Annotated in this window: 21 protein-coding genes, 1 tRNA gene and 1 pseudogene; 11 read left to right on the top strand and 12 right to left on the bottom strand. The window is 66.1% G+C overall.

Annotated elements, in window-relative coordinates; translation table 11 throughout:
- Positions 1-25 precede the first annotated feature (25 nt).
- Positions 26-112 (bottom strand) — tRNA-Leu (locus RT697_RS12610).
- Between the two features lie 47 nt (positions 113-159).
- On the opposite strand from RT697_RS12610, the gene dapC reads away from it, so the two are divergent.
- The 5 genes from dapC to RT697_RS12585 all read left to right on the top strand — a co-directional run bounded on the left by dapC (position 160) and on the right by RT697_RS12585 (position 6,273).
- Positions 160-1,356, top strand: a complete 1,197-nt coding sequence (dapC, locus tag RT697_RS12605) for a succinyldiaminopimelate transaminase (protein ID WP_313699271.1) — start codon at positions 160-162, stop codon at positions 1,354-1,356.
- A 24-nt stretch (positions 1,357-1,380) separates the two neighbouring features.
- Positions 1,381-2,202: a 2,3,4,5-tetrahydropyridine-2,6-dicarboxylate N-succinyltransferase gene (gene dapD, locus RT697_RS12600; RefSeq protein ID WP_105239439.1), complete on the top strand. Its 822-nt coding sequence runs from the start codon at positions 1,381-1,383 to the stop codon at positions 2,200-2,202.
- A complete protein-coding gene (dapE, locus tag RT697_RS12595) occupies positions 2,202-3,341 on the top strand; it encodes a succinyl-diaminopimelate desuccinylase (protein WP_313699269.1) in 1,140 nt (379 codons plus the stop codon). The genes dapD and dapE overlap by 1 nt, the downstream gene beginning before the upstream one ends.
- A 95-nt stretch (positions 3,342-3,436) precedes the next feature.
- The gene (gene prmB / locus RT697_RS12590) at positions 3,437-4,342 is read left to right on the top strand and encodes a 50S ribosomal protein L3 N(5)-glutamine methyltransferase (protein ID WP_313699267.1); all 906 of its coding nucleotides are present in this window, start codon (positions 3,437-3,439) and stop codon (positions 4,340-4,342) included.
- A complete protein-coding gene (locus tag RT697_RS12585) occupies positions 4,339-6,273 on the top strand; it encodes an ABC-F family ATP-binding cassette domain-containing protein (RefSeq protein ID WP_313699265.1) in 1,935 nt (644 codons plus the stop codon). Before prmB ends, RT697_RS12585 begins: the two co-directional genes overlap by 4 nt.
- Positions 6,274-6,367: 94 nt before the next feature.
- Here RT697_RS12585 and RT697_RS12580 read toward each other — a convergent pair whose 3' ends face one another.
- The 3 genes from RT697_RS12580 to RT697_RS12570 are packed head-to-tail and all read right to left on the bottom strand — an operon-like array spanning position 6,368 to position 10,107.
- Entirely contained in the window at positions 6,368-6,673 is a 306-nt protein-coding gene (locus tag RT697_RS12580; protein ID WP_312428508.1) for a chorismate mutase, read from the bottom strand.
- Between the two features lie 6 nt (positions 6,674-6,679).
- On the bottom strand, positions 6,680-8,974 hold the full coding sequence (locus tag RT697_RS12575) for a UvrD-helicase domain-containing protein (RefSeq protein WP_313699263.1): 2,295 nt from the start codon (positions 8,972-8,974) through the stop codon (positions 6,680-6,682).
- On the bottom strand, positions 8,971-10,107 hold the full coding sequence (locus tag RT697_RS12570) for a fatty acid desaturase (protein ID WP_409517434.1): 1,137 nt from the start codon (positions 10,105-10,107) through the stop codon (positions 8,971-8,973). Before RT697_RS12570 ends, RT697_RS12575 begins: the two co-directional genes overlap by 4 nt.
- On the opposite strand from RT697_RS12570, the gene RT697_RS27095 reads away from it, so the two are divergent.
- Positions 10,027-10,203, top strand: coding sequence for a hypothetical protein (locus RT697_RS27095; RefSeq protein WP_400524621.1), 177 nt, complete (start codon positions 10,027-10,029; stop codon positions 10,201-10,203). The genes RT697_RS12570 and RT697_RS27095 overlap by 81 nt on opposite strands.
- Positions 10,204-10,544: 341 nt before the next feature.
- Positions 10,545-10,925, top strand: a complete 381-nt coding sequence (locus RT697_RS12565) for a hypothetical protein (RefSeq protein ID WP_409517432.1) — start codon at positions 10,545-10,547, stop codon at positions 10,923-10,925.
- Here the strand turns inward: RT697_RS12565 and RT697_RS12560 are convergent.
- Together RT697_RS12560 and purN are read right to left on the bottom strand one after the other, a co-directional pair.
- A complete protein-coding gene (locus RT697_RS12560; protein WP_409517433.1) occupies positions 10,909-12,324 on the bottom strand; it encodes an RsmB/NOP family class I SAM-dependent RNA methyltransferase in 1,416 nt (471 codons plus the stop codon). The two genes, RT697_RS12565 and RT697_RS12560, sit on opposite strands and share 17 nt — an antisense overlap.
- Positions 12,325-13,369: 1,045 nt before the next feature.
- Positions 13,370-14,035, bottom strand: coding sequence for a phosphoribosylglycinamide formyltransferase (gene purN / locus RT697_RS12555; RefSeq protein ID WP_056566693.1), 666 nt, complete (start codon positions 14,033-14,035; stop codon positions 13,370-13,372).
- Between the two features lie 146 nt (positions 14,036-14,181).
- On the opposite strand from purN, the gene RT697_RS12550 reads away from it, so the two are divergent.
- The 4 genes from RT697_RS12550 to coaBC all read left to right on the top strand — a co-directional run bounded on the left by RT697_RS12550 (position 14,182) and on the right by coaBC (position 19,945).
- Positions 14,182-15,147, top strand: a complete 966-nt coding sequence (locus RT697_RS12550; RefSeq protein WP_312428520.1) for a bifunctional riboflavin kinase/FAD synthetase — start codon at positions 14,182-14,184, stop codon at positions 15,145-15,147.
- Positions 15,137-18,004, top strand: coding sequence for an isoleucine--tRNA ligase (ileS, locus tag RT697_RS12545; RefSeq protein WP_313699259.1), 2,868 nt, complete (start codon positions 15,137-15,139; stop codon positions 18,002-18,004). The genes RT697_RS12550 and ileS overlap by 11 nt, the downstream gene beginning before the upstream one ends.
- 2 nt (positions 18,005-18,006) lie before the next feature.
- A complete protein-coding gene (lspA, locus tag RT697_RS12540; RefSeq protein WP_313699257.1) occupies positions 18,007-18,537 on the top strand; it encodes a signal peptidase II in 531 nt (176 codons plus the stop codon).
- Between the two features lie 211 nt (positions 18,538-18,748).
- The gene (gene coaBC / locus RT697_RS12535; RefSeq protein WP_313699255.1) at positions 18,749-19,945 is read left to right on the top strand and encodes a bifunctional phosphopantothenoylcysteine decarboxylase/phosphopantothenate--cysteine ligase CoaBC; all 1,197 of its coding nucleotides are present in this window, start codon (positions 18,749-18,751) and stop codon (positions 19,943-19,945) included.
- 98 nt (positions 19,946-20,043) lie between these two features.
- On the opposite strand, the gene RT697_RS12530 is transcribed toward coaBC, so the two are convergent.
- The 6 genes and pseudogenes from RT697_RS12530 to RT697_RS12505 all read right to left on the bottom strand — a co-directional run.
- Positions 20,044-21,033: a tripartite tricarboxylate transporter substrate binding protein gene (locus RT697_RS12530; protein ID WP_313699254.1), complete on the bottom strand. Its 990-nt coding sequence runs from the start codon at positions 21,031-21,033 to the stop codon at positions 20,044-20,046.
- Between the two features lie 112 nt (positions 21,034-21,145).
- Positions 21,146-21,835 (bottom strand): AroM family protein, encoded by a 690-nt coding sequence (locus tag RT697_RS12525; protein WP_313699252.1) that lies wholly within the window; start codon positions 21,833-21,835, stop codon positions 21,146-21,148.
- Positions 21,832-22,761 carry a DUF1177 domain-containing protein gene (locus RT697_RS12520; protein ID WP_313699250.1) on the bottom strand — a complete coding sequence of 310 codons (930 nt, stop codon included), beginning with the start codon at positions 22,759-22,761 and terminating at the stop codon, positions 21,832-21,834. Before RT697_RS12520 ends, RT697_RS12525 begins: the two co-directional genes overlap by 4 nt.
- Positions 22,758-23,462 carry a dipeptidase PepE gene (gene pepE, locus RT697_RS12515; RefSeq protein ID WP_313699249.1) on the bottom strand — a complete coding sequence of 235 codons (705 nt, stop codon included), beginning with the start codon at positions 23,460-23,462 and terminating at the stop codon, positions 22,758-22,760. The genes RT697_RS12520 and pepE overlap by 4 nt, the downstream gene beginning before the upstream one ends.
- 65 nt (positions 23,463-23,527) lie before the next feature.
- On the bottom strand, positions 23,528-24,295 hold the full coding sequence (locus tag RT697_RS12510) for an IclR family transcriptional regulator (protein ID WP_313699247.1): 768 nt from the start codon (positions 24,293-24,295) through the stop codon (positions 23,528-23,530).
- A gap of 146 nt (positions 24,296-24,441) precedes the next feature.
- Positions 24,442-24,998 (bottom strand): annotated as a pseudogene (locus tag RT697_RS12505) (metal-dependent hydrolase); the annotation flags it as partial.

Below are 24,998 nucleotides of genomic sequence, written 5' to 3'. Positions count from 1 at the left end.
GTCATTGAAATCATGGGGAATTTGGTGGTGCGAAGGAGGGGACTCGAACCCCTACACCTGTTACGGCGTCAGGACCTAAACCTGGTGCGTCTACCAATTTCGCCACCTTCGCAATAGGCCAAGCCCGCTATTGTAGCTTGCTTGTTAAAATCTTGCGTCATGAATCCGCGCCTCGATGCCCTACACCCCTACCCGTTCGAAAAACTGCGGGCTTTGCTGGCTTCCGCCAGCTCGCAACCGGACGGCATTGCGCCCATCAATCTGTCGATCGGCGAGCCCAAGCACGCCGCGCCCGAACGCGTGGCGCAAGCCATCCGCGAAAGCATGGGCGGGCTGTCCGTGTACCCGTCCACGAAAGGCGATCCCGCATTGCGCCGGGCGATTTCCGAGTGGCTGGCGCGCCGCTACAGCATTCCGGCGCCTGACGCCGACACGCAGGTGCTGCCGGCACTGGGATCGCGCGAGGCGTTGTTTGCATTCACCCAGACCGTGATCGATCCGTCGGCCGGTTCGGTGGTGATCTGCCCCAACCCGTTCTACCAGATCTACGAAGGCGCCACGCTGCTGGCGGGCGCGACGCCCTACTTCGTCAACGCCGATCCGGTACGCAATTTCGGCAGCGACTGGAACCAGGTGCCGGACGACATCTGGAAGAAGACGCGTCTGGTGTTCGTGTGTTCGCCGGGCAACCCCGCCGGCAACGTGATGTCGCTGGATGAATGGGAAACCCTGTTCAAGCTGTCCGACCGTCATGGTTTCGTGATCGCGTCGGACGAGTGCTATTCCGAAATCTACCTGGACGAAGGCGATCCCCCGCTGGGCGGTTTGCAGGCGGCGCGGCGTCTGGGCCGGGACGACTACCGCAATCTGGTGGCTTTTTCCAGCCTGTCCAAGCGATCCAACGTGCCGGGCCTGCGGTCCGGTTTCGTCGCGGGCGATGCGGCGCTGATCGCACGGTTTCTGCTGTATCGCACGTATCATGGCAGTGCGATGAGCCCCATCGTTTCCGCGGCCAGCATTGCCGCGTGGACGGACGAGGCGCACGTGAAGGAAAACCGGCGCCAGTACCGCGAGAAATTCGATGCGGTCGTGCCCATCCTGCAAAAAGTGCTGGATGTGTCGCGGCCGCAAGCTTCGTTTTATCTGTGGGCGGCAACGCCCGGCTCGGATACCGCGTTCGTACGTGACCTCTATGGCCGCACCGGTGTTACCGTGCTGCCGGGCAGTTTCCTGGCGCGGGAAGCGCATGGCTTCAATCCTGGCCAGGGCCGCATCCGCATTGCGCTGGTGGCGCCTTTGGCCGACTGCGTGCAGGCGGCCGAACGCATCGCCCATTTTGTACATACCTCTGTTTGACCAACCTTTAAAAGCTGAGCCGATATGACTCTCGACCTGCAGACCACCATTGAACAAGCCTGGGAAAACCGGACCAACCTGTCGCCCACCGACGCCAGCGCGGAAGTGCGCGAAGCCGTTGAGCACACCATCGACGGGCTGGATCTGGGCCGCCTGCGCGTGGCCGAGAAGATCAATGACGACTGGGTCGTCCACCAGTGGATCAAAAAGGCCGTGCTGCTGTCGTTCCGTCTGAACGAGAACGCCATCATGGGCCAGGCGCCGCTGCAGTTCTACGACAAGGTGCCGCTCAAGTTTTCGGAATTCGGCGACAACGCCTTCAAGCAAGGCGGCTACCGCGTGGTGCCGCCGGCCGTGGCCCGCCGCGGCTCGTTTATCGCCCGCAACGTGGTGTTGATGCCCTCGTACGTGAACATCGGCGCCTACGTTGACGAAGGCACCATGGTCGACACGTGGGCCACCGTCGGTTCGTGCGCCCAGATCGGCAAGAACGTCCACCTGTCGGGTGGCGTTGGCATCGGCGGCGTGCTCGAGCCCCTGCAGGCCAACCCCACCATCATCGAAGACAACTGCTTCATCGGCGCGCGCTCCGAAGTCGTGGAAGGCGTGGTGGTCGAAGAGAACTCGGTGCTGGCCATGGGCGTGTTCCTGTCGCAAAGCACCAAGATCTATGACCGCGCCACCGGCAAGATCACGTACGGCCGCGTGCCCTCGGGTTCGGTCGTGGTGCCCGGTTCGCTGCCGTCGGCTGATGGTTCGCACAGCCTGGCCTGCGCCGTGATCGTCAAGCGTGTCGACGCGCAGACCCGCGCCAAGACCAGCATCAACGACCTGCTGAGGGCTTGATGAGCAATTCGGCCGTACTGGATCTGGTCAAGGACCTGATCGCGCGTCCCTCCGTGACGCCCGCGGACGAAGACTGCCAGGCGGCGCTTGCCGCCCGGCTCGAACGCATTGGCTTTACTTGCGAGACCATCGCGCAGGGCGGCGTGACCAATCTGTGGGCCCGGCGCGGCAGCGCCGCCCCGTTGACGGTCTTTGCCGGCCACACCGACGTGGTGCCCCCGGGCCCGCGCGAAAAGTGGAACAGCGATCCCTTCGTTCCCACTGAACGCGACGGCTGGCTGTATGGCCGCGGCGCGGCCGACATGAAAAGCTCGATCGCCGCCTTCGTGGTGGCGGCCGAGGAGTTCGTGGCGGCCCATCCGGACCATGGCGGCTCGATCGCCCTGTTGATCACGTCCGACGAGGAAGGCCCGTCCATCGATGGCACGGCCATCGTCTGCGACGCCCTGAAAGCGCGCGGCGAGCAGCTGGATTACTGCATCGTCGGCGAGCCCACGTCGGGCGAGGTGCTGGGCGACACCTGCAAGAACGGACGCCGCGGTTCGTTGTCGGGCAAGCTCACGGTCAAGGGCATCCAGGGCCACGTGGCCTACCCGCATCTGGCGCGCAATCCTGTGCACCAGCTTGCGCCGGCGCTGGCCGACATCGTGAACATCGAATGGGACCAGGGTAATGAGTACTTCCCGCCCACTACGTTCCAGGTGTCGAACCTGAATTCCGGTACGGGCGCCACTAACGTGGTGCCGGGCGAGGCGGTGGCGCTGTTCAACTTCCGTTTCTCGACCGCCAGCACGCCGGAAAGCCTGAAGCAGCGAGTTCATGCCGTGCTGGACAAGCATGGCCTGGAATACGACCTGGAGTGGGAACTGGGTGGCGAGCCCTTCCTGACCCCGCGCGGTTCGCTCACCGATGCACTGGTGCAGGCGATCCACGCCGAGACCGGCGTGACCGCCGAGCTGTCGACCACCGGCGGCACGTCGGACGGCCGCTTCATCGCCAAGATCTGCCCGCAGGTCATCGAGTTCGGCCCCGGCAACGCGACGATCCACAAGGTGAACGAGCGGATCGAGGTCGCCTCGCTGGAACCGCTTAAAAACATCTATCGGCGCACGCTGGAAAACCTGCTGTTGCCCGCATGATGCGCGCGCCGGCGGGATGCCAGTCCCGCCGCGCGATCTTTTTAGCCCCCTTCCCGGGGGCGTTTTTCCGTTTTCCCCCTGGGGCGGTGAATTGAATGCCTGATACGAACGCAACCTCCCGCGAAGAACTGCAAACCGTGCGCGACCTGATCCGCTACGGCGTGTCGCGCCTGAATGGCGCCCAAGTGTCGCTGGGACACGGCAGCGACAATGCCTGGGACGAGGCGGTCTACCTGACCCTGCACGCGCTGCACCTGCCGCTGGACACGCTGGATCCGTTCCTGGATGCGCGGGTGGTGCGCGAAGAGCGCGAGCGCGTGCTCGACCTGCTGGACCGCCGCGTGACCGAACGCGTGCCGGCCGCCTACCTGACCAACGAAGCCTGGCTTCGCGGCCATCGGTTCTACGTGGACAAGCGGGTCATCGTGCCGCGCTCGCCGATCGCCGAGCTGCTGGACCAGGGGCTGTCGCCTTGGGTGCAGGATGCGCTGGCCGTGGAGAACGTGCTGGACATGTGCACCGGCTCGGGCTGCCTGGCGATCCTGTCGGCGCTGGCCTTTCCCTATGCGCACGTGGACGCGGTGGATGTGTCCGCCGACGCGCTGGAAGTCGCGCGCCGCAACGTCGGCGACTACGGGCTTTCCGACCGCCTGGACCTGCACGCGAGCAACCTCTTCGACAACCTGCCCGCGCGTGAATACGACGTGATCGTCTGCAATCCGCCCTACGTGAACAGCGGTTCGATGCGCGCCCTGCCCCAGGAATACCTGCACGAACCGCAATTGGCGCTGGCCGGCGGCGACGACGGCATGGACCTCGTGCGCCGCATCCTGGAGGCGGCTCCGCGCTACCTGACGGAAAACGGTGTACTGGTGCTGGAAATCGGCCACGAGCGCGATTTCTTCGAGGCCGCCTTCCCGCAGCTTTCGCCTGTCTGGCTGGACACCGAGGAAGCCTCGGACCAGCTTCTGCTGCTTACCCGCGAGCAACTTAGCCTGTGATACGCGCCTCTGGATTGACCCTGCGCCGCGGCACGAAAGTGCTGCTGGACGGCGCCGAATTCGTCGTAAACCCGGGTGAACGGGTCGGTATCGTGGGTAAGAACGGCGCGGGCAAGTCCTCGCTGTTCGCGCTGCTGACCGGCGCGCTGGACCTGGACGCCGGCACCTTGTCGCTGCCCGCCGGCTGGCGCATCGCCAGCGTCGAGCAGGAGCTGCACGCGGACGACCGCCCTGCCCGCGAGTTCGTCATCGACGGCGACACGCACCTGCGCGCCTTGCAGGCGCAACGCGCTGCGCTGTCCGACGACCACGGCACGCAGATCGCGGAAGTGGAAGCTGCGCTGGTGGAGGCCGGCGCCTGGAGCGCCGCCTCGCGCGCCGAGCAGCTGCTGGCCGGCCTGGGCTTCAAGCCCGCCGAATGGACGCAGCCCGTCGAGAGCTTTTCCGGCGGCTGGCGCATGCGCCTGGCGCTGGCCCGTGCGCTGATGGCCCCGTCCGAACTGCTGCTGCTGGACGAGCCCACCAACCACTTGGACCTCGACGCCATGCTGTGGCTGGAGAAGTGGCTCGGCGCCTACGAAGGCACCGTCATGCTGATCTCCCATGACACCGAATTCCTGGATGCGGTCGCACGCTCCATTCTGCATTTCGATCATGCCAAGCTGACGCGCTACCGCGGCGGCTACGGCGACTTCCTGACGCAGCGCGCCGAGCGCCTGCGCCAGTCCAACATCGCCTACGAGCGGCAGACGCGCGAGACGGCCCGGCTGCAAGGCTTCATCGACCGCTTCAAGGCCAAGGCCTCCAAGGCCAAGCAGGCGCAGAGCCGCGTTAAGGCGCTGGCGCGCATGCAGGTGCTGGCGCCGCTGCAGGCCGAAGCGGGCATCGACATCCGCATTCCGTCGCCCGAACAGGTGCCCGATCCGCTGATGACGCTGGAACACCTGTCGGCGGGCTACACGGACGCCGAGGGCAATGCCGTGCCCATCCTGCGCGACGTGACGCTGATGGTTCGCGCCGGCAGCCGCGTGGGCGTATTGGGCGCCAACGGGGCCGGCAAAAGCACGCTGATCAAGACCCTGGCCGAAGAGATCCCCGTGCAGGCGGGCGAACGCCGCGCTTCGCGCGGTCTGGCCATCGGGTACTTCCACCAGCACCAGCTGGACATGCTGGACGTGGACAGCACGCCGATCGCGCACCTGGCACGCCTGGCGCCCGAGGCGCGTGAGCAGGAGCTGCGCAATTACCTGGGCGGGTTCGGGTTTTCGGGCGATACGGTGACCAGCAAGGTCGGCCCGATGTCGGGCGGCGAAAAGGCGCGGCTGGCGCTGTCGCTCATCGTCTGGCAAAAACCCAACCTGCTGCTGCTGGACGAACCCAGCAACCACTTGGACGTGGAAACGCGCGAGGCCCTGGCCACCGCGCTGGCGGACTTCGGCGGCAGCATGCTGCTGGTGTCCCACGACCGTCATCTGCTGCGGACCACGGTGGACAGCTTCTGGATCGTGGCGGACGGTGCGGTGCGCGAGTTCGATGGCGATCTGGAGGACTACCGTGACTGGCTGGCCGCCCGCAACGCGGACGAACGGGCCGAGGCGCGCGAAAACGCCGAGAACGGCGGCGAGCCTGTCGTCGATCGCAAGGCGCAGCGCCGCGCCGAGGCCGAGCAGCGGCAACGCCTGTCGGCGCTGCGCAAGCCGCTAGAGTCCAAGCTGGCCAAGGTCGAATCCGAGATGGAAAAGCTGCGGGTCAAACTGGCAGCTCTGGACGCGGTGATCGCCGATCCGGACCTGTATTCCGACGCGCGTCGCGCCGAACGCCAAAAAGTCATGGCGGAACACGGCGAACACGGCAAACGGATGGGCGAATTGGAAGAGCAGTGGCTCGAGCTGCAGGGTTCGCTGGAAGAGATAGACCAGAGCGAAGCCTGATTCAAATGAAATCGGCCCCAATTCTGGGGCCGATTTTTTTGGGCTTGCTCATGTCCGCGCGCTTGCCTGGCAAGCCAGGGGTGCGAACCCGCGGTCAGGAGTACGGACGCTCGCGCAGGCGGGTATGGTTGTCGATCACCGTGTCGATCACTTCGCGCAGGATGGTTTCACCCAGATCGGGCGGCACGCCCGCTTCGAGGGCCAGGCGGCGGATGCGCTCGACCTGCTGGGCCTCGCGCTTGGGATCGACCAGGTCCATGCCGTGGTTGGTCTTCAGTTCGCCGATCATGTCGGTGCAACGGAATCGCACGCCCAGAAGCAGCATGATCTGCTGATCGATCTCGTCGACTTCGGCGCGCAGGGCCGCCAGCTCGGCTTTGGGGGAATCGTTGGTGGCCATATGTAGTCAACCCTGAACAATGTCGAGCTTGGCGATGCCCAGCGCCAACGTCTTGGCGCCTACGTCGCGGAAGTGGATTTCCGCCTGTGCGTCCTGACCCGCGCCGCTCAGACCGATGATGGTGCCGTCGCCGAAACGCGCGTGACGGACGCCCTGTCCCACACGATACTGCTTGTCGCCCACCGTGACGCCGGTTGCGACGCCACGGGGTTGACGCGGCGCAATGGTGTTGGTCGGCTTGCGGCCGAAGGCATCGCCCCGGTTGCCGCCGCCCCAGCCCGCGCCCGTGGCGCTGATCGGCGCCAGCCCGGCTTTGGGCGTCAGCCACTTCAGGTGCTGCTCGGGGATTTCGTCCAGGAAGCGCGAGCGCATCGCATAGCGCGTCTGGCCATGCAGCATCCGGCTTTGCGCCAGGCTGATGTACAGGCGCTGCCGCGCGCGGGTAATCGCCACATACATCAGGCGGCGTTCTTCTTCCAGGCCGGCGGGTTCAAGGATGCTGTTCTCGTGTGGGAACAGTCCTTCCTCCAGGCCGGTGATGAAGACGGCGTCGAACTCCAGGCCCTTGGCGGCATGCACCGTCATGAGCTGGACGGCATCCTGGCCTTGCTGGGCCTGGTTGTCGCCGGCTTCGAGCGCCGCATGCGACAGGAAAGCGGCAAGCGGCGTCAGGTTGTCGCCCGCTACCGCCGGCGCATCCACCACACCCGGCATGAGCGTGGAAGACGTGTCGTGGTCGGGCACCACGCCGGCGGGCATGCCGTCGTAGTTTTCCTCGGACGCGAACACCGCGGCGGCCGTAATGAGTTCGTTCAGGTTTTCCAGCCGCTCGGCGCCTTCGCGTTCGGCCTTGTAATGGGCGTTCAGGCCGCTGGTCTCGAGCATGTGCTCGACCATTTCGGGCAGCGGCAGCTCGCGCGTTTCTTCGATCAGGCGATGAATCAGTTGCGCAAACTGCGCCAGATTCGAACCGCCCTTGCCGCCGACAAGCGCCACCGCGCCATACAGGCTGGTGTCGTGCTGGCGGGCGGCGTCAGCCAGTTGCTCGAGCGTGCGCGCACCGATGCCGCGCGTCGGGAAGTTGACCACCCGCATCCACGAGGTGTCGTCGTGCGGATTGGCCATCAGGCGCAGGTAGGCGAGCGCGTGTTTGATTTCCTGGCGTTCGAAGAAGCGCAGGCCGCCATAAACCTTGTACGGAATGCCGGCGGAAAAGATGGCGTGTTCGATGACGCGCGACTGCGCGTTGCTGCGATACAGCACGGCGATTTCCCGGCGGTCGCTGCCTTCGTGGATGAGCGAACGGATTTCGTCCACGATCCACTGCGCTTCCATGCCATCGGAGGGCTGTTCGATGACCCGCACCGGTTCGCCTTCGCCCTGGTCGGTCCAGAGATTCTTGCCCAGGCGGCCCGAGTTGTGACCGATGAGGGCGTTGGCCGAATCCAGGATGTGGCCGTAGGAGCGGTAGTTCTGCTCCAGGCGGATGACGGTGCCGTGCGCGTAGTCGCGCTCGAAGTCGGCCATGTTGCCGACGTTGGCGCCGCGGAACGCGTAGATGGACTGGTCGTCGTCGCCCACGGCAAAAATGGCGGCGCCGCCACCGGCCAAGAGTCGCAGCCACTTGTACTGCAGCGTGTTGGTGTCCTGGAACTCGTCGACCAGGATGTGACGGAAACGGCGCTGATAGTGTTCGCGCACGGGCGCGTTGCGCGACAGTAATTCGTAGGCGCGCAGCAGCAGCTCGGCGAAATCGACCACGCCTTCGCGCTGGCACTGGGCTTCGTAGAGTTGGTAGATCTCGATCAGGCGGCGGCGATGGGCGTCGTAGGCTTCAACGTCCGGCGGACGCAGGCCCTCTTCCTTGGCGCCGTTGATGAAGCGCTGCACGTCGCGGGGCGGGTACTTTTCGTCGTCGACGCCGTTGGCCTTCATGAGGCGCTTGATGGCCGCAAGCTGGTCCGTGACATCGAGGATCTGAAAGCTCTGGGGCAGACCGGCGTCGCGATGGTGCGCGCGCAGCATGCGGTTGCACAGGCCGTGGAACGTGCCGATCCAGAGGCCGCGCGTATCGATCGGCAGGATCGCCGACATGCGCGCCAGCATTTCGCGGGCGGCCTTGTTGGTGAACGTGACCGCCAGCAGCCCAAAAGGCGAAGCCTGGCCGGTTTGAATCAGCCAGGCCATGCGGGTGGTGAGCACCCGGGTCTTCCCGCTGCCCGCCCCGGCCAGGACCAGGGCGTGCTGCGGTTCTAACGTTACTGCGGCGCGTTGTTCAGGGTTTAGCTTCTCTAGCATCATGCCGCGTAGCGGCGCAGATGTTGAGCGAACTGCTCAAGCCCAGCGATGCCGCTTTGCTGGGCGCGCTGGCACCAGGCCTGCAGGTCGTGAAGAAGCTGTTCGCTGCTGGCGCTGGAGCTTTCCCAGATACGGCCGAGTTCGCGACGCATCTGCACCAGCGTCGACAGCGACTTGTTCTGGGCGATGGCCTTGTCCACGGCAGCCAGTTGCTCGGGCTGCAGGATTTCTTCGTTGCGATGGATGGCGCGGCGCACGCTATGCAGCTTGGTGTAGCCGCATTCGGCGTTGCCTTCCTGGCGCGAAGCCTTGAGCTTGGCCAGCTCTTCGCGGGCGGCGCTCTTGATCACGTCCGCGTAGCGGGCCATGACTTCGTAGCGGTGCGTGATCACGCCTTGCAGCGTACGCAGGTCGATGCCCGTGCGCGAGTCGTCCAGCTTGAGCTTGGGCGCAACCTTCTTGATCTTGGCCAGGCCGAAGAACTTCAGGATGTTGATGTAGCACCAGCCGATGTCGAACTCGTACCACTTGGCCGAAAACTTGGCCGACGTGCCGTGGGCGTGGTGGTTGTTGTGCAGCTCTTCGCCGCCGATCACGATGCCCCACGGGAACACGTTGGTGCTGGTGTCCGGGCTGTTGTAGTTGCGGTAGCCCCAGAAGTGGCCGATGCCGTTGACGACGCCGGCGGCCCAGAAGGGAATCCAGGCCATCTGGACAGCCCAGACCGTGACGCCGACGGCGCCGAACAGAGCGACGTCGATGGCGAGCATGGTCAGCACGCCCCACAGGCTGTGCTTGCTGTAGACGTTGCGCTCGAGCCAGTCGTCAGGCGTACCGTGGCCGAACTTGGCCATGGTTTCCTTGTTGTTCGATTCTTCGCGGTACAGCTCGGCGCCGCGGAACAGAACCTTCCAGATGCCGAACAGCATGGGCGAGTGCGGGTCACCTTCCTTTTCGCATTTGGCGTGATGCTTGCGGTGAATAGCCACCCATTCCTTGGTGACCATACCGGTCGTCATCCAGAGCCAGAAGCGGAAGAAGTGCATGACAGCCGGATGCAGATCCAGACCGCGGTGCGCTTGGCTGCGATGGAGAAAAACCGTGACCGCAACAATCGTGATGTGCGTCACGACCAAAGTGAAAACGACGATCTGCCACCAAGTCGCTTGGGTCAGGCCGCCGGCAATGAAGGAGAGGATGTAATCCATAAAGCTGTTATGAGCCTCGCATGAGAAGGTGGCTGAAAGTTTAGCGTACCTTAGCCGTCTGATGACAATCTAGTTTCAAAATAGTTATTGAGAGAAATCAAGGACTAAGGCGCGGTTTTGAGCAAAAAAAGCCGCGCTGCGCGCGCTTTGGGCGCGCGCAGAACCTTCACTCGTGCTGCCGCAGTGGCTGGAGCCCCCGGGGGACAGCGTAAATTTCGCAGTCGCACCGGGTTTTGGCACCATATGGCGTTTAAAGTTCCAGTCAGGCAAACCCGCAGTCTTGAAGGCGCCACGATACCGGGGCACACTGCACGCCGTTCCGCCCGCCAACTGTCTCTTTTCTCCCACGAATGTCGCCCAAAACAATGCGTCACCGTTTTTTTACCGTCCTGGCCGCGCTGGGCGTGGCTCTGACGGCCCCGGTCTCAGCGCAAACGCTGAAGTCTGGGGACGTCGCCGTCCTGGCTTCCTACTATGAGATCCGCGGCTCTGATTGCCTGGCGCTGCGGGCGCCGCGCGTGTCGATCACCCAGATGCCGACGCTGGGCAAGGCCAGCATTCAGCAGACTCGCGGGCAGTCCAATAATTCCGGACGCTGCGCGTACAAATCGGTGCCCGTGGCGCAGGTGGTCTACCAGGCCGACCAGCCCGGTTCCGACACCTTGTCCTGGGAAGTGAAGTACCAGAACAAGACGATCGGAACCCGCCGCTATAGCGCGACGGTGGGGGTTACACCGGCTCCTTGACCTCGGTTTCCTTGACGTCAGGCGTTTTCACTTCGGCTTCCTCGACGGCGGTTTCCTGAGCCGTGACGGTCTGAGCGTCGGCTTGAGATTCGGCCTCTGCGCCATCGGCCGCGTCGAGCCGGTCGTCCTCGTCCGCCAGATCGGCCTCGGCAGCCTCCGCGGCATCCGTGCCGGCGCCCTTCTTCTTGCGTTCGAACACGGCGGCAAAGAAGCCGTCGGTGCCGTGCAGGTCGGGACGCAGTTGCACGTACGGGCCTTCCAGCTTCAGGGTCTCGCAGCGGGCGCCCAGGATTTCGGCGGCGTCCACACGTTCAAAGTCCGGATGGCTGGCCAGGAAACGGTCAGCCTGGACTTCGTTTTCTTCGGCCAGCAGGCTGCACGTGGCGTAGACCAGGCGGCCGCCGGGCGCGACGCAGCGCGCGGCGCTGTTCAGGATGCGTTCCTGGAGCTGGCCCAGTTCCGCCAGCGCCTCGGGGTGCTGGCGCCACTTCAGGTCCGGATTGCGGCGCAGGGTGCCGATGCCGCTGCAAGGCGCGTCGACGAGCACGCGCTGGGCCTTGCCGGCCAGGCGCTTCACGCGGGCGTCGTTTTCGTTGTCGATCACCACCGGCACCACGTTCGACAGGCCGCTGCGCGCAAAGCGCGGCTTGGCGCGCGCCAGGCGAGCCGCCGAGACGTCAAAGGCGTACAACCGGCCAGTCGAACGCATCAGCGCGCCCAGAAGCAGCGTCTTGCCGCCCGCGCCGGCGCAGAAATCGATGATCATTTCGCCGCGGCGCGGCGCGACCAGCAGCGCGAGCAGCTGGCTGCCTTCGTCCTGCACCTCGATGCTGCCGTTTTCGAATTGGGGCCACCGGTTGATGGCGGGCCGGCCTTCCATGCGGATGCCCCAAGGCGAAAAAGGCATTGCCGTGGGCGCATACCGTCCCGCGCCTTGTTGCAATTCCGTCAGCATGGCATCGCGCTCGGCCTTGAGCGGGTTCACGCGCAGGTCCAGGCTGGCCTGGCGGTTCAGGGCCTCGACCAGCGTTTCCGGGCTTTCCATGGCGCTGAGGCGCTCGTCCAGCCAATCGGGGATGCTGCCGCGCACGGCGCGGGGCAAAGTCGCGACGTCGATACGCGTCACGCGCTGCAGCCACTCGGCTTCGGCCGCATCCATGCCTTCCTGCAGGAACTCGGCGCCCAGGGTCGCATTCAGGCCCAGAATGGCGAGACGGCGCGAGGCGGGTCCGACACCGCTTTCACCGTACTGGCGGTAGCGGCGCAGGTGGCGTAGCACGTCATAGACGGCTTCGGCGACTTCGGAACGGTCGCGCGCACCCAGGTTCGGGTGATGGCGCAGCCAGTGCGACAGCGCGGCGTCGGCCGGATAGGTCCATTGCAGGATTTCGCCCAGCACGCGCTGCACCTGGTCGATGCGGATGGCCGCATGCGACAGGCGGGGTCGATTGGACTGGGGCTTTTGCGGGGCGTGATCACGCTCGCCGCGATATTCGCCGCGCTGGCCGCTGAACGACGAGCGGGAGTCCGGGCGTCCTTGCCCTTCGCTGCGATCCTGGCCGTACGAATTGCGTTCGCCGCCTCGGCTTTCGCCGCGATCCTGTCCAAAGGAGCCGCGACCTTCGCCGCGTTGGCCGCCAAACGACGGGCGGGAATCCGGGCGTCCTTGCCCTTCACGACGGTCTTGGCCATACGAAGCGCGTTCGCCGCCACGGGCACCGCCGCGATCCTGCCCATACGAACCGCGACCTTCGCCACGCTGGCCGCCAAACGACGACCGGGAATCCGGGCGCCCCTGCCCTTCACGGCGGTCTTGGCTGTACGCGCCGCGTTCGCCGCCACGACTTTCGCCGCGATCCTGTCCATAGGAGCCGCGACCTTCACCGCGCTGGGCGCCGAACGACGAACGGGAATCCGGGCGTCCTTGCCCTTCACGGCGGTCTTGGCCATACGAAGCGCGTTCGCCGCCACGAGCACCGCCGCGATCCTGTCCATATGAACCGCGACCTTCGCCGCGCTGGCCGCCAAACGACGAGCGGGAATCCGGGCGACCCTGCCCTTCACGGCGGTCCTGGCCGTACGAACCGCGTTCGCCGCCGCGGGTCTCACCGCGATCCTGTCCCTGGGCGCCGCGGCCTTCGCCACGCTGGCCGCCAAACGACGGGCGGGAGTCGGAGCGGCCCCGGCCTTCGCCGCGGTCCTGGCCGTAGCCGCCGCGATCGCCCGAGCGCTCGTCGCGGGCGCGGTCGCCGGATTCGGCCCGGTCGCGCGGCGCCGGTTTGCGGGCGTCGCCCTTGGGACGCGAGAAGAAGGACCGGCCGTCGCGGCCTTCCGAGGCGGCGCCGAAGGAGCCGGCCGGGCGGGAACGCGGGGATTGGGGTTTAGTCATGGTGTATTCCAGTGGGGCGGAGGTGTTCCGCCCGAAAAATGCTTTTCAGGGCCGTTCAAGCGGCCGGCGACCAGGAGAAAAGGCGCACGGGGTCGCCCTGGACGGCCACGCGGTGATCGTTTGTCAGGGTAACCCGGCCTTCGGCAAGCCAGCGAACGGCAGCCGGAAAGGCCTGATGCTCAACGGCGAGCACGCGCTCGGCCAGCAGTTCCGGCGTGTCGCCGGCCAGGACCGGCACGCAGCCCTGGGCAATGATGGGGCCGTGGTCCAGCACCGGGGTGACGAAATGCACCGTGCAGCCATGCACGCGCACGCCGGTCGCCAGCGCCTGCGCATGGGTGTGCAGCCCGGGAAATGCGGGCAGCAGCGACGGGTGGATGTTGACCAGACGGCCAGCGTAATGATTGACGAAGCCGGGCGTAAGCACGCGCATGAACCCGGCCAGGATGACGTAGTCGGGCGCGTAGCGATCGATTTCGGCGGCCAGCGCGGTATCGAACGCTTCGCGGCTGGCGTAGTCCTTGTGATACAGGGCCGCGGTGGGGATGCCCTGCGCGGCGGCCCATTCGAGGCCGCCTGCATCGGGACGGCTGGCGATCACGGCGGCGATTTCCGCCGGCCAGCGTTCGTCGCGGCAGGCCTCGGCCAGCGCCTGCATGTTGCTGCCCCGCCCCGAGATCAGGATGACGAGGCGGCGCTTGATAGAAGAAGTTTCCGGCAAGATGAACAATTCCAAGGGAAAACGGGCGGTTCCGGTCCCGAAATCAGGCGCGCGCCCTGCGCACGCCGTGCCCGTAAAGGCGCCTGTGTGCACCCTGCGGGCGGGATACGAACAAACCCGTAATCCAAAATTGTAAACTCTCGCTCGTGAAACCATCGCTGCGCATCTACCGATCCCTGCCCCCGCCCGACCGGCGCGCCCCTTGCGCGTTGACGATCGGCAATTTCGACGGCGTCCATCGCGGACACCAGGCCATGCTTGCCCGCGTCTGCCAGGTGGCCCGCGAACGCGGGCTGACGCCCGCCGTGATGACCTTCGAGCCGCATCCGCGGGAGTATTTCGCCACCCTCAATCAGCGACCGGAACTGGCGCCGACCCGCATTTCGGGACTGCGCGACAAGCTGGCCGCGTTGGCGCGTTACGGCATCTCGCAAGTTGTGGTCGAGCGGTTCAACGCCCGGCTGGCCGAAATGTCGGCCAACGCCTTCATCGAACACCTGCTGGTGCAGGGGCTGCAGACGAAATGGCTGCTCGTGGGCGAGGACTTTCGCTTCGGGCACAAGCGCAGCGGCGATATCGACCTGCTGCGCGAAGCCGGCATGGTGCATGGCTTTGAAGTCCAGACGCTGGCGGACGTGACGGACCGCCAAGGCCACCGGATTTCCAGTTCCGAGGTGCGCACCGCCCTGGCCGTGGGCGATCTGGAGCGCGCCCGTCATCTGCTGGGCCACCCCTTCCATATCAGCGGGCACGTCATCCACGGCCAGAAGCTTGGCCGCACGCTGGGCTTTCCGACCATGAACCTGCGCGTGGCCGAACGATGCGCCGCGCGTTCGGGCATCTACGTGGTGCAGGTTCATGGGTTGGCCGACCGGGCGTTGCCGGCGGTCGCAAGCCTTGGTGTGCGCCCGACGGTCGAGGACCGCGGCAGAGTGCTGCTTGAGTCACACCTGCTCGACGAGTCCGTCAACGCTTACGGTAAACTCGTACGCGTTGAATTCCTGCAAAAGCTGCGGGACGAAGAAAAATTTCCTGACCTCCCTTCCCTGACTGCCGCCATCGCCGAAGACGCGCGAAACGCGCGCGCCTATTTTGCCGTTCATGGACTATAAAAAGACCCTCAACCTGCCCGATACCCCCTTCCCCATGCGGGGCGACCTCGCCAAGCGCGAGCCCGCCTGGATTGCGCAATGGGAGGAAAACCACGTCTACCAGGCGATCCGTGCGGCCAGCCGCGGCCGGCCCCGCTTCGTCCTGCATGACGGCCCGCCCTATGCGAACGGCGACATCCACATCGGCCACGCGGTCAACAAGATCCTGAAGGACATCATCGTCAAGAGCCGCAACATGGCCGGCTACGACGCGCACTACGTGCCGGGCTGGGACTGCCACGGCATGCCCATCGAGATCCAGATCGAAAAGAAGTACGGCAAGCACCTGCCCGTGGCGGAAGTGCAGTCCAAGGCACGCGCCTACGCTCTCGAGCAGATCGATCGCCAGCGCAAGGACTTCAAGCGCCTGGGCGTGCTGGGCGAGTGGGATCGTCCGTACATGACGATGAACTACAGCAACGAGGCCGACGAGATCCGTGCGCTGGGCCGCATCCTGGACAAGGGTTACGTGTTCCGCGGCCTGAAGCCGGTGAACTGGTGTTTCGACTGTGGCTCGGCGCTGGCCGAGGCTGAGGTCGAATACGCGGATCGCGTGGATCCGGCCGTGGACGTGGCCTTCCCGTTCGCCGAACCTGCCAAACTGGCCAAGGCCTTCGGCCTGGATTCGGTGGACGACGGCGCCATCGTCATCTGGACGACCACGCCCTGGACCATCCCGTCCAACCAGGCGCTGAACGTCCATCCCGAGATCGAATACGCGCTGGTGCGGGTCACTTCCGCTGACAAGCCCAAATTTGGCCCCCTGCTGCTCATCGCCAAGGAACGCGTCGAGGCCTGCCTGAAGTCCTGGGACCTCGAAGGCGAAGTCATCGCCACGGCGCCCGGCGAGGCCCTGTCCGGCATCGAGTTCCGCCATCCGCTCGCGCAGTTCAACGCCGCCTACGACCGCAAGGCGCCCGTCTACCTGGGCGACTACGTGACGGCCGACTCGGGCACGGGCGTGGTGCACTCGGCGCCGGCCTACGGTATCGAAGACTTCGTGTCGTGCAAGGAGCACGGCATGAAGGACACCGACTTCATCAGCCCGGTGATGGGCGACGGCAAGTACGTGGACAGCCTGGCGCTCTTTGGCGGCCTGTCGATCTGGGACGCGAATCCCAAGATCGTCGAAGCGCTCAAGGAAGCCGGCGCGCTGATGCACGTCGAAAAGCACAAGCACAGCTACATGCACTGCTGGCGGCACAAGACGCCGATCATCTATCGCGCGACCAGCCAATGGTTCGCAGGCATGGATGTCGCCCCCAAGGACGGCAGCCCGACGCTGCGCGAATCGGCGCTTGCCGGCATCGACGCCACCGCGTTCTATCCCGCCTGGGGCCGCGCGCGCCTGCATGCCATGATCGCCAACCGTCCGGACTGGACCCTGTCGCGCCAGCGCCAGTGGGGCGTCCCGATGGCGTTCTTCGTGCACAAGGAAACCGGCGAACTGCATCCGCGCACGTCCGAATTGCTGGAACAGGTGGCGCAGCGCGTCGAAAAGGGTGGCATCGAGGCCTGGCAGGCGCTCGATCCCCGCGAACTCCTCGGCGACGAAGCCGACCTGTACGAAAAGAACCGCGACACGCTGGACGTGTGGTTCGATTCGGGCAGCACGCACGCGACGGTGCTGGGCGGCAAGGACGGCGAATTCGCCGGCTCGCATGGCGCCGAACTCGCCTGGCCCGCCGACCTGTACCTGGAAGGTTCAGACCAACATCGCGGCTGGTTCCATTCTTCGCTCCTGACCGGCTGCATGCTGTACGGCCAGCCGCCCTACAAAGCCCTGCTGACGCACGGCTTCGTGGTGGACGGCCAGGGCCGCAAGATGAGCAAGTCGGTCGGCAACGTGATTGCCCCGCAGAAGGTATCCGATTCCCTGGGCGCCGAAATCCTGCGCCTGTGGGTGGCGTCCACCGACTACTCGGGTGAACTGTCCATCTCGGACGAGATCCTGAAGCGCGTGGTGGAAGGCTACCGCCGCATCCGCAACACGCTGCGCTTCCTGTTGGCCAACCTGGCCGACTTCGACGCGGTGTCGCAATCGGTGCCTTACGGCGAACTCTTCGAGATCGACCGCTACGCGCTGGCCATGACGGCGCAGATGCAGTCTGAAGTGCAGACCAACTACGAACGCTACGACTTCCACCCGGCCGTCTCGCGCCTGCAGACGTTCTGCTCGGAAGACCTGGGCGCGTTCTACCTGGACATCCTGAAAGATCGCCTCTACACGTCGGCCCCTGACAGCCGCGCCCGCCGCTCGGCGCAGACGGCCCTGCTGGACATCACGCAGACGCTGCTCAAGCTGATGGCGCCGATCCTGTCGTTCACGGCGGAAGAGGCCTGGAAGGAACTGGTTGGCTCCGCCCTGAAGAACCAGGCCGACGCAGCCCGCGCCACGATCTTCACCGAGGTCTATCACGTGCTGCCGCCGTTTGCGGACGCCGATGCCCTGACCGCCAAGTGGACGCGCCTGCGCGCCATCCGCGCCGAGGTCCAGCGCAAGCTGGAAGAAGTGCGTACGGCGGGCGACATCGGTTCGTCGCTGCAGGCCGAAGTCGACCTGTACGCCAACGGCGAAGACCAGCAATTGCTGGCCAGCCTGGGCGATGACCTGCGCTTTGTCCTGATCGTCTCGCGCGCCGCCGTGCACGCGGGTGAAGGCGAGACCCGCATCGAGGTCACGCCGTCGGCCCACAAGAAGTGCGAACGCTGCTGGCATTGGCGCCTTGACGTCGGCCAGGACGCCGATCATCCCGAGATCTGCGGCCGCTGCGTGTCCAACCTGTTCGGCTCGGGCGAAGCCCGCGACAAGGCTTGAACATGGTCCGCCCCTCCGCACCCGGAGTGACGGACGCCGCCCCCACCCGCGCCGCGCCGGCGCGCGTGGGCGGCTGGCTGGCGCTGGCCTTGCTGATCATCGTGCTGGACCAGTTGACGAAGATCTACTTCAACACGTCATTCCAGTACGGCGAGCGCGTCAACATCCTGCCCTTCTTCGACTTCACGCTGGTGTTCAACCGCGGCGCCGCGTTCAGTTTCCTCGCGTCCGAAGAAGGCTGGCAACGTTGGCTGTTCACCGGGCTCGGTGTCGTGGCGGCGGTGGTCATCGTATGGATGCTGCGACGCACGCACGGGCAGCCGCGTTTCAGCCTGGCGCTCACGCTCATCCTGGGCGGCGCCATCGGCAACGTCATCGACCGCGTGGTGTATGGCCATGTGGTGGACTTTTTACTCTTCTACTGGAACGACTGGCAGTTCCCCGCCTTCAACATCGCGGACGTCGGCATCACCTGCGGCGCCGTGCTGCTGGTGCTGGACGAACTGCTCCGTGCCCGCAAGCCGCAAGGCTGATGCGACTGGGGGGCATCGCCCCCCTTTCTGCTGCCCCTCTTTTGCCGCACTTTCTGCTTCCGTCACGCCGATTCGCCTGTTGCGCTTTCCGCGGCTTTCGTCCGGTTTGATGCCCCCTCTAATACATGACGAACGGCGCATTGCGGCAATGCAGAATAAAATCCCCCTCAATTCCTCGATTACGCGGCGCTGAACCCGCCGCTCCGTCCTCATGCTCGATCTCGCCCGCAAACGCATCGTCCTCGGTCTGACCGGGGGCATCGCCTGCTACAAAATCGCCGAGCTGGTGCGGCGCATGACCGAACAAGGCGCCACGGTGGACGTGGTGATGACCGAAGCGGCCACGCACTTCATCACGCCGGTCACCATGCAGGCGCTGTCGGGCCGCCCCGTGTTCGTGGACGCCTGGGACGCGCGCGTGCCCAACAACATGGCGCACATCGACCTGACGCGCGGCGCGGACGCCGTGCTGATCGCCCCCGCCAGCGCCGACTTCATGGCCAAGGTGGCGCACGGCATGGCCGACGACCTGCTGTCCACGCTGTGTGTGGCCCGCGCCTGTCCGTTGCTGGTGGCGCCCGCCATGAACCGCGAAATGTGGGCCAACCCGGCCACGCAGCGAAACGTCGAAACCCTCCGCGGCGACGGCGTCACCGTGCTGGGCCCCTCGGCCGGTGAACAGGCCTGCGGCGAAACCGGCGACGGCCGGATGCTCGAAGCCCACGAGATCCTGACCGACCTGATCGCTTTCTTCCAGCCCAAGCTGTTGGCCGGCCGTCATGTGCTGCTGACCGCCGGTCCCACCTCCGAACCCGTGGACCCGGTGCGCGTGCTGAGCAACCGCTCTTCCGGCAAGACGGGCTATGCGCTGGCCCGCGCCGCACGCGAGGCCGGCGCCCGCGTCACCCTCATCACCGGCGCCACGTTCCTGCCCATTCCGCGTGGCGTGACGGCCCTGTCCGTCACCACCGCGCGCCAGATGCACGATGCCGTCATGGCCAGCGTGGGCGACGCCGACATATTCATCGCGGTGGCCGCCGTGGCCGACTGGCGCGTCAAGAACGTCAGCACGCAGAAGCTCAAAAAAACCAGCGAAGGCGGCGGCGCGCCGCTGATGGAATTCGAACCCAATCCGGACATCCTGGCCGAAGTGGCCAAGCTGGAGAACGGTCCCTGGTGCGTGGGCTTTGCCGCCGAAACCGAAAAGCTGGCCGAACACGCCGAAGCCAAGCGCACGCGCAAGGGCATTCCGCTGCTGGTCGGCAATCTGGCGCACAAGGTCATGGACGCTGACACCACCGAACTGGTGCTGTTCGACGCGCAAGGCACGCACCCGCTGCCCGCCGGCAACAAGCTGGATGCCGCGCGCCGTCTTATCGCCGAGATCGCGGCGCGCATGCCGGCCTGACGCGGCGGTGCGTTGCCGCCAAGCCGCGCCAATAAAAAACGCCAGGCCCTTTCGGGTCTGGCGTTTTGCTTTGCAGCGTTCAAGCCGCCTGCGGCGCCTTACTGCTCAAGGCTGATGTTCGCGGCCTTGACGATGTCCGCCCACTGCTTGCGGTCGTTTTCAAGAAACTCGCTGAACTTCTCGGGCGCCATGCCGGTGACGGGCTCGGAACCCAGGCCAGCCATCTTCTCGATCAGTGCGGGCTGCTTCAGCACGTCCTGCAGCGCGGCGTAGTAAGCCGCCAGCACGTCGGCCGGCACACCGGCGGGCGCGAACACGCCTTGCCACGTCGGCATGTCAAAGCCCTTCAGGCCTTGCTCGTCCAGCGTCGGCACGTTGGGCAATTGCGCGGCGCGCTTGATCGAGGCCACGGCGATCGCCTTGACCTTGCCTTGCGACGCCAACGGCGCGGCGGTCGAGATGTTGTCCATCGTCATGGCGATGTGGCCGCCGAGCAGGTCGGTGATCACGGGCGCGGCGCCGCGGTAGGCGGCGTGCGGCACCTTGACGCCCAGCTTGTACAGCATGGTCTCGGCGATCAGGTGATTGGAGATGCCCACGCCCGCGGTGCCGTAGGTGGCCGTCGGCGTGTTCTGGAAATACGCTTTCAGTTCGGCCAGGTTGTTGGCCGGCACGTCCTTGTTCACGATGACCACATTGGGCTGCACCGCGGCCAGCGTGATGGGCGTGAAGTCGGCGGGCTTGTAGTTCGTGCCCTTGGGATTCAGCACGTGGGTGATGGCCATGGAACCGGCCGCGGCGATGCCAATGGTGTAGCCGTCGGCAGGCGCCTGGCTCAGGCGATACGCCATGATGTTGCCGCCGGCGCCGGCCAGGTTCTCGACGACGACCGGTTGGCCCAGGCGTGCAGACAGCGGCTCGGCCAGCAGGCGGGCCAGCGTGTCGGCGGAACCGCCCGGCGCGAAGCCCACGAGCAGGCGCACGGGTTTGGCGGGCTTCCAGGCGTCGGCGGCATGCGCGGAAGTGGCCGACAGCGCGGCGACGGCGAATAGTGCGCCAGCGGCGCGGTACAGGGTACGGCTGATCATAAAAAACTCCCAACGATTGATTGACGAAGTCGGCTTCGTCTCCTCTCGCCGCTCGCCCGGACCGGCCGCGCGAACCTGTGCGGCCGGAACTTCGGGATTGCGTCCGGCGGCGTTATTCCAGTATTTGTGCCAGGGCTTGCGCCACCAGGCGGTTGGACAGCAGCACGGGGCGCCCCGACGCCTGCGCCACGATCTGGCGCATGTGCTGCGCGTAGCCCATGCAGTGCATGACGATCAGGTCGCAGGACGCCAGTTCGCGGCCGGCAGCTTCGAAGTTGCGGGCGGCCTGCTGCGCGTCGGCCTCATAGGGCGAGGCGTGCACGACCTGCGTTTCGCATTCCAGCGGGACGACCATGTGAAAGGCATCGACCTGCGCTTCCAGCGGCACCACCAGCCCGACCTTGCGGCAATGTTGCGCCAGGCCCGCGACGAGGTGATCCACGACCTGCTGCGGTTCCACCACAAGGGTGCGCATGGGCGCGATGGCCGTGCCGGTGCACAGCGGGACCAGGACGTCGTAGCCCTGCCCGTCCGCCTGGCGCATCACGTCGGCCAAACGCGCCTCGGCAGCGGCGGCATCCAGTTCGATCTGGGAACCGTCGCGCATGCGCGTCGCAAAGCGGTACTGGCTTGGGCGCGGCGCCAGTGCGGCCAGTGCGGCGGCATCCAGGCCGTCGAGCGCGCCGAACTCGTCGATGCGCACGTGGGCGCCGAGCACCGGCGCCATTTCCGGCACCACGTCGCTGCGCGGCGATTGACCGATGGTGAAAAACGCGACGCGGCGCGGTGTGCAGGCGCTCATTGCGCGGCTCCGTCTTCTCGGCCGACGGTCTGCAGGTGCGCCATCGACCCGTAGCGGGCCTGCAGCGCGCGCCACTCGGCGTCGTCGAAGAAGGTCATGGCGCGCTGCCCGTAGAGCTTGGCGATCTCGATGCAGAAGCGCATGGCGACGTCGGCATCCACGGCGTTGGTGACGCCCGTGGCGCAGCCCGGCACGGTGGTCTGCGCCGTCAAGGCCACGCCGACGACCGGCGCGTCCGTGACGATGGCCGGCTGCATCAGGGAGTTCACGTGCCACAGGCCGTTTTCGTAGGGCGTGATGTCCTGCGTGGTCAGCGGCAGCGTCACCGGCAGTTCGCCGCTGACCCAGCCCATGACGTCGAGCATGGTCTCGGGGATGCGCAGCAGATAACCCTGCTTGGCGACGGGCGTAAGCGCCACGCCGCGCTTGTTGACCAGGCGGTTGCCACGCGTTGTGTCCACAGACAGGATCGCGTCCATGCGCGGATCCACTTCGTGCGACATCATCTCGCGCATGGGGAACGGCGAGCGCATCATCGGCACCGGATGATGCGGGCGCGTGCCGGCGCGCGGGCAGATGTGGGTGCGGATGCGGACCGTGCCGGGCAGCACGTCGCCCTGCTTCGCCATCGCCATCAGCTTGAGCGCCGCGGCGATCGCCACGACCGCACCGTCGCTGTCGGACACCAGGCCCGTCACCGCGGGGCGCGCGCCGATGCCGCCCAACCGGCCGACGATGCCCAGTTGCGGAGCCGAATCATCCAAGCCCGGAATGACGATGGACAGGAAGTCGGTGGCCAGGCCGTCGCGCGCAAGATGCGTGACCTCAACTTCGCAATTGCCGGCGTCGCGCAACACCTGCGCCACGGATTCACCCGTGACGTGCGCGGACGACAGCAATTCGATGACGTCGATCACCTGCTTCATGCCGGGATCTCCACCGGGCCGGGACGGAACATGCGTGGTTCTTCGCGGCCCAGGAATAGCGGCGCGTCGTGCGGGCCGACCAGCGCGATCTTGTGGCCGCGCACGCGCAGGCCTGCGCCTTCGGGCAGGCCCAGCACCGGCATGGCCGGATTCAGCGTGCAGAACTCGGCGAGGCGCTGGGCGCGCGTTTCGCCGCGGTGGCCGGGAGGATGGGCATTCGTGTAATGCGGATTGATCTGGAAGGACAGCAGCCCCAGTGCGTCGAAGCCTTGCGGGTCCGTGATGGGCATGTCGTTCGTCGTGCAGATGGTGGGGCACGTCAGGTTGGAACCCGCGCTCCAGCCCAGATAGGCGGCGCCTTCGCGCACGCGGCGCGCCACGACTTCGAGCAGACCCTGGCGGCGCAGTTGCCCCAGCAGGTTGAACGTGTTGCCGCCGCCGACGATGATGACCGACGCGCCTTCCAGCGCGGCGACCGGATCCGCTGCGGTGTGCAGGCCCTGGATGGCCAGGCCCGTGTCGGCCAATGCCGACGTGACCAGCGCCGTGTAGTCGTCCCAGTTGCGCGTGACCCCGGCGAACGGCACGAACACGGCCGGCGCGCCTTGCGGCAGGGATTCGATCAGTTCGCGGATGTCGGCCATGGCGTGCACCAGATAGCCGGCGTCGCTGCTGGAATTGCTGAGGAGCAGAAGGTTCATGAATAAGGTCCGATGGATGATGGTTCTGGATGCGGCGGTGAAGCCGCCGCAAGGCATTCGGAAGGTCAGTTGAGCCAGTAGGGATCGTTGAGCTCGCGGCCAAGCGCGCCGACGTGTTGCAGCACGGACTCGCGCAGCACCGCCACGCGCGCGGCATCGGCCTGGAACGAGACGAACGACAGGCACAGCCCGCGCAGTTCGCCGGTGGCCGGGTCGCGCACGGCCGCCGCGACGGCGCCAATGCCCGGCATGGCCTGGTCGATGGCGACGCCGCAGTGGTCCGCGCGCGTCTGTGCCACCAGGCGCGCCAGGTCGCCCACGGTGGCCGGACAGTCGCGTCCTTCCACGGGCAGCGACTGGGCGGGATCTGCGCCATACAGGGCCTGGAATTCGGTGTCGGTCAGGCGCGACAGCAGCGCCCGGCCCATGGCCGTGCCGGACGCCGCGCGCCGCGATCCGGGCGGCGACAGCACTTGCACGGGATGCGAGCCGTTCAACCGTTGCAGCACGACGGTCTCGCGCTGATTCAGGGTGGACAGATACGCCGTGAGCCCGCTGTCGTCGGACAGCCGGGCCAGCACGGCGCGGCAGGCCTCGTCCAGCGGCGTGGCGGCCATGCCGGCGCGCACGGCCTGCGCGAGCAGGGCGCCCGGCCGATAGCGGCGCGTGGCGGCGTCCTGATCGAGCATGCCGTAGTTCTGCATCTGGTTAAGCAGACGCGAGGCCGTGCTCTTGGGCATGGCCAGCCGCGCGGCGACTTCGGTAAAGCTCAGCTCGGCCGCGCCCTCTGCGTACAGCGACAGCACGCGTTGGACGCCGTCAAGAATACTCATATTTGTTCCATTTAACGGAACCGAAGTTCCTTATTAGAGAACAAGAATAATGCAAGCGGCGGAAACAGGTCAATACGGCCAGGCAAGAAAAAAGGCCCCCGGATCACGGGAGCCTTGTTCGTGCGAGCCGTCAGACCCGCTTCTGCCTACTGCTTCGCCAGCTCAGACCACTCGGCCAGCGGCAATGGCGGTTGCGCGTGCAGGATGCGGCCGAGCACCAGCTTCAGTTCATTCCAGCCGCCGCGGTCGGTCGGCCAGACGGAAGGCGTGACCGCGCGCCAAGCGCCGTCCGGCGCGCGCTCGGCCATCTTGAAGCGGAACGTGTAATGACCCGCCATGCCCATGCGCAGGTCCGACACGACCAGCGCGTCTCCGATGACGTCATACCGAAGCCAATCGTCCGTGAACCAGCGCAGCCGTTCGTGCAGCGGCTCGCCCGTCAACACGCTTCCGGCCTCCAGATTGAGCGGCAGGCGCACCCATTCCGGCGGATCGCGGTCGAACAGGCTGCTGACCGATTCGTAGTAGTCGCCATCGCCCGTCTTGGCAAACACCCGCCACACCAACGTATTGAACGGCATGGGGACCGCGCGCAATTGCGTCACGGTGATGCCTTGTTCCTGCATGGCGTCCCGCACGCGGTGCTCGGCCGCCATGCGGCCCGCCAGCCCGAAGCCAAGGTACAGCGTGCTGAAGATCAGCG

It is taken from the genome of Achromobacter sp. (genome assembly GCF_032113835.1).
In the GTDB taxonomy this organism is placed as follows: Bacteria; Pseudomonadota; Gammaproteobacteria; order Burkholderiales; family Burkholderiaceae_B; genus Achromobacter.
The sequence above is the reverse complement of the archived record's forward strand: the minus strand, read 5'-3'. Positions and strand labels throughout refer to the sequence as shown.

Bases quoted from the DNA above. Each gene is read 5' to 3' on its own strand.
- dapE (WP_313699269.1), top strand. From the start codon at position 2,202: ATGAGCAATTCGGCCGTACTGGATCTGGTCAAGGACCTGATCGCGCGT.
- RT697_RS12530 (WP_313699254.1), bottom strand. From the start codon at position 21,033: ATGATCAGCCGTACCCTGTACCGCGCCGCTGGCGCACTATTCGCCGTC.
- RT697_RS12580 (WP_312428508.1), bottom strand. From the start codon at position 6,673: ATGGCCACCAACGATTCCCCCAAAGCCGAGCTGGCGGCCCTGCGCGCC.
- dapC (WP_313699271.1), top strand. From the start codon at position 160: ATGAATCCGCGCCTCGATGCCCTACACCCCTACCCGTTCGAAAAACTG.
- RT697_RS12520 (WP_313699250.1), bottom strand. From the start codon at position 22,761: ATGAAGCAGGTGATCGACGTCATCGAATTGCTGTCGTCCGCGCACGTC.
- dapD (WP_105239439.1), top strand. From the start codon at position 1,381: ATGACTCTCGACCTGCAGACCACCATTGAACAAGCCTGGGAAAACCGG.
- RT697_RS12510 (WP_313699247.1), bottom strand. From the start codon at position 24,295: ATGAGTATTCTTGACGGCGTCCAACGCGTGCTGTCGCTGTACGCAGAG.
- RT697_RS12575 (WP_313699263.1), bottom strand. From the start codon at position 8,974: ATGATGCTAGAGAAGCTAAACCCTGAACAACGCGCCGCAGTAACGTTA.
- RT697_RS12565 (WP_409517432.1), top strand. From the start codon at position 10,545: ATGCGTCACCGTTTTTTTACCGTCCTGGCCGCGCTGGGCGTGGCTCTG.
- pepE (WP_313699249.1), bottom strand. From the start codon at position 23,462: ATGAACCTTCTGCTCCTCAGCAATTCCAGCAGCGACGCCGGCTATCTG.
- lspA (WP_313699257.1), top strand. From the start codon at position 18,007: ATGGTCCGCCCCTCCGCACCCGGAGTGACGGACGCCGCCCCCACCCGC.
- RT697_RS12525 (WP_313699252.1), bottom strand. From the start codon at position 21,835: ATGAGCGCCTGCACACCGCGCCGCGTCGCGTTTTTCACCATCGGTCAA.
- coaBC (WP_313699255.1), top strand. From the start codon at position 18,749: ATGCTCGATCTCGCCCGCAAACGCATCGTCCTCGGTCTGACCGGGGGC.
- prmB (WP_313699267.1), top strand. From the start codon at position 3,437: ATGCCTGATACGAACGCAACCTCCCGCGAAGAACTGCAAACCGTGCGC.
- RT697_RS27095 (WP_400524621.1), top strand. From the start codon at position 10,027: ATGCAGATCCAGACCGCGGTGCGCTTGGCTGCGATGGAGAAAAACCGT.
- ileS (WP_313699259.1), top strand. From the start codon at position 15,137: ATGGACTATAAAAAGACCCTCAACCTGCCCGATACCCCCTTCCCCATG.